Below are 11,923 nucleotides of genomic sequence, written 5' to 3'. Positions count from 1 at the left end.
CGGAACTCCTCTGTGCGGTGCGGGTGGTGACGGGCTAGGCGGTGAACAGCTCACTGGTGTCGGTGAGTTGGAAGGGAGAGGCCGAGGACGTCGCGGGTCCGGTCCGTACGGCGCCGCCCGCGACCAGGACCCGGCCGTCGGCGAGGAGGGTCGCGGCGAAGGAGATCCGCCCCACCGCCATCCCCGGCCACTCGGACCAGGTTCCGAAGCGCGGGTCGTAGCGCGCGGCGCTGCGGTATCCGGCTTCCCCGAAGATGTCGTTCGTGCCGCCCATGACCAGAACCTCCCCGGTGGGCAGGCGCACGGCGTGGTGCAGCGACCGGCCACGGGGCATGTCCGCCTCCCGACTCCAGGCACCGGTCGCGGGGTCGTAGCGCTCGGTGGTGGCGCGGCTGTAGGGGTCCAGGCGGCCCTGGGTGCCCCCGTCCGGGTCGCCGCCGCCGGTGGCGAGCACCGTTCCGTCGGCCAGGGCCGTCAGCCTGTGCCCGGCACGCGCCTCGACGAAGTCACCCGTCGGGGTCCAGCGGCCGGTCGCGGGGTCGTACCGCTCGCAGTACGCGAGTCCGACGCCGCCCCGCCAGTTGCGGCCCGTCGCCGCCCAGCCGCCCGCGACGAGCACCCCGCCGCCGGTCAGTGCGACCGCCGGGTGGAAGGAGCGGGCGTCGGACATCGGGCCGGTCGGGGTCCAGCGCCCCGACACCGGGTCGAAGACCTCGGCCGAGGTGAGGGACCGCTCGCTGTCCGGGGAGCGGGTCGCGGTTCCGCCGGCCACGAGCACCCGGCCGTCGGGCAACCGGGTTGCGGAGTGTCCGCACCGTGCCTGCCCCATCCGCCCCGCGTCCGACCAGCTCCGCTCCACCGGGTCGTACACCTCGGCGCTGTCCAGCGCCCGGGCCGGATAGCTCACCGGACCGCCGCAGCCGCCGACGACCAGCACGCGCCCGTCGGCGAGCACCGTCGTCGAGTGCATCCCACGGGCCTCCCGCAGCGGCGCGGCCCCGGTCCACGCCCCGACGCGCGGGTCGAAGAGCGCGGCCCCGTCCTGGGCGGTGAGCCGGTCGTCGCTACCGCCCGCGATCATGACGCGGCCGTCCGCGAGCCGCACGGCGGAGCTCACCGACCCGAACAGGTTCCGTGCCCACGGCAGTTTGCCGGCCGGTGCCCACTGACCTCGGCTCATGGCGTGAACACCTCCGCCGCGCCGGACGGGACGCCCTCCCCGGTCGTCGCGGCGGCCGCGCCGGCGCGCGAGACGCCTCCCGTCGCGAGCACCCGCCCGTCGCCGAGGGCGGTCGCCCCGAACGCCCAGCGGCCGGTGACCAGCGGACCCTCGGGCGACCAGTGCCGGGCACCGACCGTCCAGCGCAGCGTGCTCGCGAACCCCACGTCCAGGCAGGCGCTTTCGGTTCCGCCGAAGACCAGCGCTCCGTCCGCGGTCGGCACCGCGCGATGGTAGGCGCGGCCCCACGGCAGGGGAGGACCCGGGCGCCACTCGCCGCTCGTGACGTCGTAGATCTCCGTGCTCGCCAGGCTCCGCAGGCGCAAGCGTGCGTCGTCCGCGGCGATCCCGGGTTCGCCGCCGATCGCGAGCACGGAGCCGTCGGGCAGGGGCACGGCCTGGTGCACGGCACGGGCGGCGCCCAGCGAGCCGGTCTGCGCCCAGGTCCCGCTCCCCGGGTCGTACACCTCGCACGAGCCGACCGCCGTGCCGGCTCCGTACCGCTTGGTGCTGACCAGCCCGCCCACGGCGAGGACGCGGCCGCCGGGCAGCGGGACCGCCAGATGGCCCCAACGGGCCACGGTCATGGCGCCCGTCGTCATCCAGGTCTCGCGGGCCGGATCGAAGATCTCGGCGGTGGTGAGGGTGAGCATGTCCTGGAGCGAGCGGGGACGCTGACCGCCCGCCACGAGGACCCGCCCGTCGCCGAGCACCGAAGCCGAGTGCCCGTTACGGGTCTCGGTCATCTCCGTCGTGGCCCGCCAGGTCCCGCTGCCGGGGTCGAACAGCTCGGCGTGGCCGAGCGTCGGCTGCGGAAAGGCCTGCCGTCCCGGGGTGCCTCCGGCAGCCAGCGCGCGGCCGTCGCGGAGGGCGGTCAGGGAGTGCAGGCGCCGGTCCTGGAGCAGGGGGCCGGTCACCGTCCACGTGCCCGGACCGGGGTCGTACACGGCGGAGTCGTCCAGGGAGAGCAGCAGGGGGCCCGCGCCGCCCGCGGCGAGGGCCCGGCCGTCCTTGAGGGTGACCGGACCCTCGTACTGGCCGTGCCAGTAGACCAGGGGCACCGGTGGCTCCCCGACGGCCGTCCAGCCGCCCCCGGCGGCCCGTACGGTCACGGCGTGCCGGTCCGGTTCCGCCCCGGCCCCCGCTCCGCCGGCGAGTAGGTCACGCAATTCCACTCCTTTCTCACCGTGCGCCGGCCGCGCGGCCGGTCAGGGCGTGTACGTCTCGGTGGTGGCGGTGACCTGATCCTCGCCCGGCACCGGGGCCGCCGCGCCGGAGTACGTGAGACCCCCCATGACCAGGACCCGCCCGTCGGGCAGGGCGAGCGCCGCGGGAGCCCAGCGGCCCTCGGCCATCGGGAACCCCGCCGACCAGGAGCGGGCGTCCGGGTCGTACAGCACGGCGTTCTGGTAGCCGACGGCGAGCGAGGAGTCGTCCGTGCCGCCGAGCACGAGCACGGCGCCCGACTTCAGCCGCAGCGCCCGGTGGTGGCTGCGGCCCCACGGCATGTCGGCGTCGGCGCTCCAGCTGCCCGCGGCCGGGTCGTAGCGCTCGGTGGTCCACTGGCTGTACGGGTCGTAGGCCCAGTCTTCGTCCCGGAAGCCCCGCATGTCCCCGCCCGTGACGAGTACGCCGCCGTCTAGGAGCAGGGTCGCCTGGTGGCCCTTGCGGGCCGTGGCCAGGGTGCCGGTGGGCGTCCAGGTCGAATCCGCGGGGTGGAACAGCTCGCAGTGACCGAGTGCGGCGTAGCTGCCCCGCCCCACCGCGAGCGCCCCGCCGACCAGGAGCACGCGGCCGTCCTCGGTCCGCACCGCCGGGTGTCCGAACCGGGCGTCCGTCATCGGGGCGCGCACCGGCGTCCACCGCCGCCTGTCCGGGTCGTACAACTCGGCGGTGCGCAGGGTGCGCAGGGAGTGGTCGTCGCGGGCCGTGCAGCCGCCCGCGACGAGAACGCGCCCGTCCTTGAGAGTCGTCGCCGAATGCGAGAACCTGCCCTCGCCGAGCCCGCCGACGGGCGTCCAGCCACCACTTCCGGGGTCGTACAGCTCGGCCGAGGCGAGCCCTGTCGGGGGAGCGCCGGGGCCCGCGCCGATACCGCCGACCACCAGCACCTGGCCGTTCAACAGACGCGTCACGGTGTGCAGCCGGCGGGCCTGCCCGAGCGGTGGCGTGGGCCTCCAGACACCGGTCGACGGGGTGAGGAGCGTGCTCCTGTCGGTCGGCAGCCGCCGCCCGTCCTCACCGCCCGCGATCAGCACGGCGTCCTCGCCGAGTACGGCCGCGGCATCGGCCGGCTGCGCCCAGAACCCCGCGTACGGCATGTCCGTTGCCGGACGCCACTCGCCGGGTGTGACTGCCGTCGCGGCGCGCGCCGCCGCCTCGGGGACGCCGCGGACCCGCGGCGGGCGCATCCGTTCCCACACGATGCCGCACCTCATCTCGTCGGGGCCTTACTCCCCTAGGAGTTGGGCGCGAACACGGGGCGTCATCCATGCGGAGTAGGAAGAAACGATCACCCCGGCCGACGGCGCCCGCGCGGCAGGCGCGGCGGGCGTGGTCGGGGACGGCGTGGTCGGGGACGGCGCGGAGGGCTGTTGTCAGTGGTGGTCGGGAGGATGGAGGCGTACCGATGAGCCGGCCATGTCTTCGAGGGGTTCCCGTGTCCGTAGTCGTTTCTGATCCTGGAGCAGATGTTGCGTCCGTCCGGTTTCCCACCGGCTGGTGCGCTACGGACCTCGGGCGTTTCCGGTCGTGCGCGTCCACTTACGAGGTGTACCCGTTGGGCAGCCTGCCGCCGCTGGACGCCGTGCAGTTCGACGGCACGTTCGGCTGGCTGGGCGGGGTCGACGGTCCGCGGTCGGAGCACGGCGAACACCTCGCGGCCGTGGAGCGGGACCTGGCGGCGGTCGGGCTGACGCTCCCCGCGGACTTCGCCGCCTTCTACGCCAGTCAGCGCGTCTGCCAGTCCTTCGACGAGGTCTCGGTGACGGCCTGCTGGAGTGACCTCTCCCGTCCGCTGCGCAGCCCGGCCGAGCACGGTGCCCGTCTCGTGCGGTTCCTGCGGGACCAGCAGGACTGCGTCATCTGGTACCTGTACCTGCGCCCCTCCGGTGAGGCGTTCGTGGTCTGCTCGCCCGTGGAACTGGAGTCCGCCGGGTGGTGGTCGGACGGGGAGCCGGCGGAGGAGGTCCGGGTCGCGGTGGCGTCCTCGTTGATGAGGTGCGCCGACACCTTCGAGGAGTTCGCGTACCGCTTCGTCGTCGAGAACGAACTGTGGGCGCAGGTGAACTCCGCGGGCGCTGACGGCCCCCTCCCTCCGCACCTCCAGGCGTACGCGGACCACTACGGGGACACCGCGTCCTGATCCGCCGGGCTCGCGCGCATCCGGCGGCTCCGCGCGGGCTACCGGGGCGCTGCGGACTCGGCGCCGCCGTCGGCGACGCGGCGCCGCACCTGGTTCTCCTGGGCGAGGCGGCGCAGCAGTTCGAACACGGGCGCGCAGATCGCGAAGACGATGACCGCCCGCTCGGCGAGGGCCACCGGGTCGTCGACGCCCGCTGCCCGCTCCAGGTCGAGCCGGGCCACCGACTCGGCCAGCCTCGCGTAAGCGGCGAGCTCTCCCGGGGCGTACCGGGCGTCCAGCCGTCGCAGTTCCTTCAGCGCCGACGCCAGCCCCTGCACGTGCGGTGAGGTGTCGGGTGCATGCCAGTCCAGGGCCGCGAGCAGCTCCGCCACCTCGGTCCCGGCGGCTGCTTCGGCCTCGGCCTCCTCCTCGGTGCCGGTGGCGCTCTGGGCAGCCACTGGCACGGGAAGGGCGTAGCTGACCGCTCCGAGGGCGCCCTCCGAGGTGTCGGCCTGGTCGACGGCCCCGAGCACCTCGCGGGTGGCGGCGATCGACAGGCCGCCGAGCGTGGTCAGTGCCTTGATCAGCCGCAGCCGCTCCGCGTGCTCCTCGCCGTACTCGGCCAGGGTCGCAGCGGTCGCCCGCCCCGCGGGCAGCAGGCCCTGCCTTCGAAAGTACTTGATGCTGGCGACCGGGACGCCGGTCCGCCGGCTGAGCTCCGAGATCTTCATTTACGGCTTCCCTGCTGGTTACGGGGTCCGGTACCCGTCATCGGCGATTGGACACCACAACAAGATACTGCCACTATCCAGTGACTGGATACTTTCAGTATCCAGCTAGTACACGCCGCCGCACCGGAGAATCGATGCCCCAGTCCACACACCCCTCCGTGCTCCGCCGACCCCAGTTGTGGATCGGAACGGGACTCATCGCCGCAGTCGTCTCGATGCTGTTCGCCCTGCTCTACGTCGGCGGCAACGTCAACCCCAAGGGCAACCTGCGTGACCTGCCCGTGGCCCTGGTCAACACCGACGCCGGCGCCGACGCGGGCGGCCGCCACGTCAACATGGGCGGGCAGATCGTCGCGGGCATGCAGAAGGCCGCCAAGGGCGACAAGAGCATCGACTGGCAGGTCATCAGCCGCGAGGAGGCCGACGAGCGGCTGGGCCGGGGCAAGCTCTTCGGCGCCCTCGTCATACCCCGGGACTTCAGTGCCACGGTGACCGCGCTCGCCGCCCCGCAGCCCACTCCGCAGGGCAAGGCCGCCGCCCCGCCGACGCTGACCGTGCTGACCAACCAGTCCGCCGGCAGCATCGGCTCCTCCATGGCCTCCCAGGCCGCCCAGAAGGCCGCCCACGCCGCCTCCGCCCAGCTCGGCCAGGAGCTCCTCAAGCAGGCCGCGGCCCAGAAGACCCCGCTCCCGACGGCCGCCCAGCTCAAGCTGGCCGACCCCGTGACCGTCACCGTCGCCGACGGCCACCCCGTCGGCTCCCGCAGCGCCATGGGCCTGAGCGCCTTCTACTACGCGCTGGTCCTCGTCGTCTGCGGCATGCTCGGCGCCAACCTGGTCAATTCCCAGGTCGACACGGCCCTCGGCTACCTGCACACCGACTACGGCCCGGTCCGCAAGCGCGAGCCCGTCCAGCACACCAGCCGCGTCCGTACGCTGGCCATCGGCATCGCGCTCATGCTCGGCATGTCGCTCGTGATGGGCACCCTGGTCGAGGTCGCCACCGTCACGATCCTCGACATGGACGCCTCCCACCTCGGCCTGCTGTGGCTCTACTCCGTCGCCACCATCGCCGTCGTCGGCATCGGCGGCCTCGCCCTGTTCGCCGCCTTCGGCACCCCCGGCATGCTGCTGGCCACCATCGTCTTCGTCGCGATGGCCGTCCCCTCCTCCGGTGCGACCGTGCCGCTCCAGGCGCTGCCCGGGTTCTTCCGCGCCCTCGCCCACTTCGAGCCGCTGCGCCAGATCACCGAGGGCATGCGTGCCATCCTCTACTACGGCGCCCAGGCCGACGCGGGCCTGACCCGGGCGTGGGTCGCGATGGGGGTGGCCCTCGTCGCCGCGCTGGTCTTCGGCTTCGCCGTCACCCGCCTCTATGACCGCCGCGGGCTCCACCGCATCCCGCGGCCGGCCGCCGAGTCAGGGGACCCGGCCGAAGCCCCCGAGTCCTCCGGGGCCGCAGCGAACGCCACGGCCTGAGACGTCCGCCCGAGACGTCCGCCCGGGACGTCCAGGCGGGCGGAGACGACGACTGGGTGAACGGCCCCGGTCCGCAGCGCGTGGCTGCGGACCGGGGCCGTCTCCGTCACGGCACGGGGCTGAGCGGTGCGGGGCGGCCCGGTGGCGTGGTGAGGAGGGCGCGGAGGTCGATGAGGCGGTGGCCGCGGGCGCTGATCGCTTCGAGGACGTGTGGCAGGGCCTGGGCGTCGAGCACCTCGGTACGGTCCTGGACGCGCCGACGTGCATCTGGAGGATCGCTCCCGGCCGCAGCGCGTCGAGCGCCCTGCTCACGGCCCGGTCCACGGTCATGCCACCCTCGGTGCCCATCCATCCGTTGGTGTCCGTGGTGAACTCGATGTCCGCGAAGCCGAGTGCGTTGACTCCCGCGATGTGTGCGGGGCTGGTCTTGCCGTAAGGGAACCGGAAGTAGGGGGTGAGGGCCTCTCCCGCACCGGCCGTCCGCAAGGCCCGGTTCGCTGCCCGGACTTCACCGCTCCGTCCAGCAGCGGTCAGGTCCTTGAACGAGGGGTGGCTGTAGGAGTGGTTGCCCAGCCCGTCTCCCGCAGCCGCGATGCGCTTGACCACCTCGGGGAAACGGTCGGCGAAGTCGCCGGTCAGGAAGAACGTGGCGGGCGCGTGCCGGCGGGCGAGCTCGTCGAGGACGCCGTCCAGCCCGGCGTCGTTCCAGGCCGCGTTGAACGGCACCGCGACCACCCGCTCGGACGTGCGGATCCCGCCGTTCTCCGATGCGAACAGCGACCGCAGGCCCTCCTCTTCCACAGCCGCCGCCGGACGCGGCGGGGCGGCCTCGGCCGTCATGGCCGTGGGCCCGGGCGCCACCACCCAAAGGGCGGCGCACAGCCCGGCAAGCCCTCCGCGGAGCCGGCGGTGGACGAGAGCGCGTACGACGGCGAGGGAACGCGTTTCCATGGCACTGCCATCGGCCCGACGGCGCCTCTCCTTGGGCCCGTACCACCAGGAGGGCGCACCGGCCTCCCGGACCGGCCCGGAAGACGGAACGGCGGCGCGGAGCCGGGGTCCCGCTCGTCGACGTGTACGAAGATCCGGCGGGGCGTGGCCTGCGGGGGCGGGCGTCGGGCCGCCGGTAGTGTCCGGCCCGTGTCTGAGCTGCAGCGTGATCTCGTCGGATACGGTGCCGAGCCACCGCATGCCGCTTGGCCCGGTGGTGCCCGGGTCGCCGTGAGCCTCGTCCTCAACTACGAGGAGGGCGGCGAGCGGAACGTTCTGGAAGGCGACCCGACGTCGGAGGGCTACCTCCACGAGATCGTGGGCGCACCGCCGGTGGTGGGCGGGCGCGACCTGAACGTCGAGTCGCTGTTCGCCTACGGTTCGCGCGCCGGGTTCTGGCGCATCCACCGCACGCTCGCGGCGCACGGGGCACCGCTGACCGTGTACGCGGTCGCGCAGGCGCTGGAGCGCAACCCCGACGCCGCGCGGGCGATGGGCGCCGCCGGGTGGGAGGTGGCGAGCCACGGCCGGCGGTGGATCGACTACCGGCACGTGCCCGAGGACGTGGAGCGCGCCGACATCGCGCGTGCGACCGCGACGATCGAACGGCTCGTCGGGCGCCGGCCGGTGGGCTGGTACACCGGCCGCACGAGTCCCCACACGCGGCGCCTGGTGGCCGAGGAAGGGGGCTTCCTCTACGACTCCGACGACTACTCGGACGACTTGCCGTTCTACGTGGAGGCAGCAGGCCGCCCACACCTCGTGCTCCCGTACAGCCTCGACGCGAACGATTTCAAGTTCCTGATCGTGCACGGGTTCACGACGGCCGACGACATGCTCACGTACCTCGTGGACACCTTCGACACCCTCCACGCCGAAGGCGCCGACCGCCCGCGCATGATGAGCGTCGGCCTGCACTGCCGGATCACCGGCCGGCCCGGCCGGATCCGCGCGCTCGACGGCTTCCTGAGGCACGTGGCGCAGCTCGGTGGCGGGTGGGTCACCACCCGCGAAGCCATCGCACGCCACTGGCTCGCCACGCACCCGCCCCTGTCCTGATCCGTTCCCACGACGAGTACCGCCGCCTCCGGATCCGCTGGGGGATCCGCGGCTACGTCCATGGAGCCGTCCCGGCTCCCACCCGCGCGCTCATCCGGCCCCGCAAAGAATTTTTCTGCGGGGATGTCGAGAATCCGGCGTCGGCTCCGTCCCAGGGGTGAGCGCGGCCAGAATGGACGCGTCGGACCGGATCGAGGAGAACCGTCATGGCCAAGTACCTGCTGCTCAAGCACTACCGCGGCGCCCCGGCCCCGTGCAGCGACGTCCCCATGGACCACTGGACCCCGCAGGAGGTCTCGGCCCACATCCAGTACATGCGAGACTTCGCCGCGAAACTGGAGCAGACCGGCGAATTCGTCGACGCCCAGGCCCTGGCGCCGGAGGGCACGTTCGTCCGGTACGACGGCGAGGGGCGCCCGCCCGTCACCGACGGCCCGTTCGCCGAGACCAAGGACCTGATCGCCGGCTGGATGGTGATCGACGTGGACACCTACGACCGGGCCCTGGAGCTCGCGGCCGAGCTTTCGGCGGCTCCCGGCGCCGGCGGCCGGCCCATCCACGAGTGGCTGGAACTGCGTCCCTTCATGGCCGAGCCGCCCACGATCACGGAGTGACCGGCACGGCGCGCTGGCCCGCGACCGGCTCGGCGAGTACCAGGCCCAGGCAGCCATCGCCGCCCCGCACGCCGACGCCCGCACCGCCGAGGCGACCGACTGGCCGCAGATCGTGGAGTGGTACGACGAACTCGTCGGCCTCACCGACAGCCCCGTCGCCCGCCTGAACCGGGCGGTGGCCGTCGGGGAGGCCGACGGGCCGCGCGCAGGCCTCGCCGCGCTGGCCCGGCTCGACCCGGAGCTGCCCCGGTACACCGCCGTCGCCGCCTGGCTGCACGACCGGGACGGCGACCGGGCCGGCGCTGCCCGGCTCTACGCGGAGGCCGCCCACCGGGCTCCGACGCTGGCCGAGCGGACCCACCTCACCCGGCAGGCGGCCCGCCTCAACGCCGAGGCGGCCGGCCCCTCGTGAAGCCGGTCCCGAGGCGCACCGGGTCCCGTTCCAGCCGGCCGGCCGCGCTGAAACGATCGTCCCCGCCCGCGGCTCCCCTACCGTTGATGGGGTGCAGGATCTGCTCGCAGGACTTGCGGCCTTTGCCGCCGTACTGGTCATCGCGCCGGCCCCGACCCGTGCCGCCGGCGCGGCACCGTGCATCGCGAAGTCCGGGAGTGATGCCACCGAGACGCGGCAGGACAGCTCGGTCGACGACGGTGAGATCCGGTGGACCGCGAGCACGAAGTACAAGGCCGAGTACCAACACGCGAACAGGGCCTGGTCGTACTCCGGCGCGAAGGTCAAGATTGCGCCGGATGCGGCGACGACCGTCAACGACCTCAACTACGAGGACTTCTCCGACGCGAAGAGCGCAGCCGCGGGGGTGTGGTCCCGTCATCCAGGGCCGGCGGCGACGGACCTGATCCGCTTCAACAAGGCGCGGATGGACACCTTCGACGCGGCCACCCGTCGGATGGTCGCCGCCCACGAGCTCGGCCACGCGCTCGGCCTGTGCCACAAATCGGGCAGCGGCAAGGACGCCGTGCAGTCCGTGATGTGGCCGGAGGTCGCCCGGTACCCCGATGCGCCGACCGCCGTTGACAAAGCCAACTACAAGAGGCTGTGGGGCTGATCATGAGCGCGAAGGCATGGGTGGGAGGGTGCCTCGCGGCCGGCCTGCTGGCGGTCGGTGCGGCCTGGTTCACCGTCCCTCCCGAGGAGACCGACACGCACGCCGTCTGCGGACCTGACCTGAGCCGCGACGACGTCGTCGCGGCGAAGTCCCAGAGCATGGCCGTCGTCGAGGCCGTCGAGAACACCCGCTACCGGGAGGACGGCGGGAGCGCCTACCTCACGACCCGGGTGAAGACGCTGGAGACGCTCAAGGGGGAATTCGGCGACGTCTTCCATGTCACGCAGGGCGTGAAGAACGGTGGCACCCCGCACCGGTACGCCACCGAGGACCCGGACCGCTACGCGGTGCTGGAGCCCGGCCGCCAGTACGTCATCGCGGTCCAGTCCGGATCGACGGCAGGAACCGCGGACACGGAAGCCTGGGCGTGGTACGCCCGGCCGGTGCAGCGCGGCGTCGCCGGGGAACGGGCGCACTGGCAGGAGGCCTTGGCCGAGGCGCCCGAGGCCGCTGTGAACAGCGGCTGCGAGGAGGTGTATGCGGGCTGATCCCGGAGCACGTCCTCTACCGGAGGCCATGCGGGAGCGGGCGGTGGTCCGGGTCAGCCGTCCGGGCCGGGCCGGGCCGGGCCGGGCCGGAGCCGATGCGGGTCTTTGCCTGCCCACCGACCCGCCCATGGGCACCGGCCGGGGTTCCCGTACCGTCCCTTCCATGATCGCCCCCGGTGCCGTCGACGCCCTCGTCCGCCTCTGCCCGCCGCCCACCGGTCCACCGCCGGCGGTGGACTGGACGCGAGCCGAGCGTGTCCTGGGCGCGGCGCTGCCCGCCGACTACAAGCAGCTCGTCGAGACGTACGGCGACGGCATCTTCGACGACACGATCTGGCTGCTCGTCCCCGACTCCGCCTACGGAGAGTGCGACCTGCACGCGCAGACGACGGAACGGGACGAGATCCTGGCGGACCTGTGGGAGATGGGCGAGGAGAAGCCCGCCGGCCTGCTGGAGGCGGGGGCGCGGGTCCTGCCGTGGGCGTTCGAGGAGGGAACGGGAGCGTTCCTGTACTGGCTGGCGCGACCCGGTCAGCAGCCCGACGAGTGGACCGTGCTCTACAACGAGGGGCGCGGCCCGATGTGGGAGCACCACGACACGGGGTGCTCGGCCTTCCTGCTGGCGGTGCTCACAGGAACGGCCGAAACGGCGTATTTCGGCCACCTCTACGAAGTGCTGAAGCCAACGGAGCACCGCTTCGCGACGGCCGACCAGATCCTCGGAGCGTCCCGGCGCTGACACCGTCCGGATGCTCTCGTTGACGGGGGCCCCGGCCGTGACCGGTCGGGGTGGACCTGGGTACACCCCGACCCGGGGGCCGGGTGCAGTGCCCGGAGCCGCCCCGCCCGGCATCGTCGTCCGCGTAGGGATACG

The 11,923-nt window shown here is 73.4% G+C and carries 12 protein-coding genes and 1 pseudogene; 8 read left to right on the top strand and 5 right to left on the bottom strand.

Annotated elements, in window-relative coordinates; translation table 11 throughout:
• Positions 1 to 34: 34 nt before the first annotated feature.
• Genes OHA65_RS02705 through OHA65_RS02695 form a run of 3 tightly spaced genes read right to left on the bottom strand, consistent with a single transcriptional unit; the run spans position 35 to position 3,642 of the window.
• On the bottom strand, positions 35 to 1,180 hold the full coding sequence (locus OHA65_RS02705; RefSeq protein ID WP_405761025.1) for a Kelch repeat-containing protein: 1,146 nt from the start codon (positions 1,178 to 1,180) through the stop codon (positions 35 to 37).
• A complete protein-coding gene (locus tag OHA65_RS02700) occupies positions 1,177 to 2,388 on the bottom strand; it encodes a Kelch repeat-containing protein (protein WP_405761022.1) in 1,212 nt (403 codons plus the stop codon). The genes OHA65_RS02705 and OHA65_RS02700 overlap by 4 nt, the downstream gene beginning before the upstream one ends.
• Before the next feature lie 39 nt (positions 2,389 to 2,427).
• Positions 2,428 to 3,642 (bottom strand): kelch repeat-containing protein, encoded by a 1,215-nt coding sequence (locus OHA65_RS02695; protein ID WP_327281435.1) that lies wholly within the window; start codon positions 3,640 to 3,642, stop codon positions 2,428 to 2,430.
• A 347-nt stretch (positions 3,643 to 3,989) separates the two neighbouring features.
• Between OHA65_RS02695 and OHA65_RS02690 the strand changes: the two genes are divergently transcribed.
• A complete protein-coding gene (locus tag OHA65_RS02690) occupies positions 3,990 to 4,583 on the top strand; it encodes a hypothetical protein (protein WP_327281434.1) in 594 nt (197 codons plus the stop codon).
• Between the two features lie 38 nt (positions 4,584 to 4,621).
• Here OHA65_RS02690 and OHA65_RS02685 read toward each other — a convergent pair whose 3' ends face one another.
• Positions 4,622 to 5,293, bottom strand: coding sequence for a MerR family transcriptional regulator (locus tag OHA65_RS02685; RefSeq protein WP_327281433.1), 672 nt, complete (start codon positions 5,291 to 5,293; stop codon positions 4,622 to 4,624).
• A gap of 134 nt (positions 5,294 to 5,427) precedes the next feature.
• On the opposite strand from OHA65_RS02685, the gene OHA65_RS02680 reads away from it, so the two are divergent.
• Positions 5,428 to 6,771 (top strand): DUF3533 domain-containing protein, encoded by a 1,344-nt coding sequence (locus OHA65_RS02680; protein ID WP_327281432.1) that lies wholly within the window; start codon positions 5,428 to 5,430, stop codon positions 6,769 to 6,771.
• Here the strand turns inward: OHA65_RS02680 and OHA65_RS02675 are convergent.
• Complete coding sequence (locus OHA65_RS02675; protein ID WP_405761019.1) at positions 6,712 to 7,722, bottom strand: polysaccharide deacetylase family protein; 1,011 nt, start codon at positions 7,720 to 7,722, stop codon at positions 6,712 to 6,714. The two genes, OHA65_RS02680 and OHA65_RS02675, sit on opposite strands and share 60 nt — an antisense overlap.
• Before the next feature lie 189 nt (positions 7,723 to 7,911).
• Here OHA65_RS02675 and puuE point away from each other — a divergent pair, with 189 nt between their 5' ends.
• The 6 genes and pseudogenes from puuE to OHA65_RS02645 all read left to right on the top strand — a co-directional run bounded on the left by puuE (position 7,912) and on the right by OHA65_RS02645 (position 11,788).
• The gene (gene puuE / locus OHA65_RS02670; RefSeq protein WP_327281430.1) at positions 7,912 to 8,820 is read left to right on the top strand and encodes an allantoinase PuuE; all 909 of its coding nucleotides are present in this window, start codon (positions 7,912 to 7,914) and stop codon (positions 8,818 to 8,820) included.
• Positions 8,821 to 9,026: 206 nt separating this feature from the next.
• Positions 9,027 to 9,434: a YciI family protein gene (locus OHA65_RS02665; protein ID WP_327281429.1), complete on the top strand. Its 408-nt coding sequence runs from the start codon at positions 9,027 to 9,029 to the stop codon at positions 9,432 to 9,434.
• Positions 9,435 to 9,444: 10 nt separating this feature from the next.
• Positions 9,445 to 9,846: pseudogene (locus tag OHA65_RS02660) on the top strand (RNA polymerase subunit sigma-24); the annotation flags it as partial.
• A gap of 91 nt (positions 9,847 to 9,937) precedes the next feature.
• Entirely contained in the window at positions 9,938 to 10,501 is a 564-nt protein-coding gene (locus OHA65_RS02655) for a matrixin family metalloprotease (protein ID WP_405761017.1), read from the top strand.
• A gap of 2 nt (positions 10,502 to 10,503) precedes the next feature.
• Positions 10,504 to 11,049 carry a hypothetical protein gene (locus tag OHA65_RS02650; RefSeq protein WP_405761014.1) on the top strand — a complete coding sequence of 182 codons (546 nt, stop codon included), beginning with the start codon at positions 10,504 to 10,506 and terminating at the stop codon, positions 11,047 to 11,049.
• 163 nt (positions 11,050 to 11,212) lie between these two features.
• A complete protein-coding gene (locus OHA65_RS02645) occupies positions 11,213 to 11,788 on the top strand; it encodes an SMI1/KNR4 family protein (RefSeq protein ID WP_327281426.1) in 576 nt (191 codons plus the stop codon).
• Positions 11,789 to 11,923 lie beyond the last annotated feature (135 nt).

It is taken from the genome of Streptomyces sp. NBC_00045, assembly GCF_045041095.1.
Lineage (GTDB): Bacteria > Actinomycetota > Actinomycetes > Streptomycetales > Streptomycetaceae > Streptomyces.
Note: the sequence above shows the minus strand (reverse complement) of the source record. Positions and strands in the feature narration are given on the sequence as shown.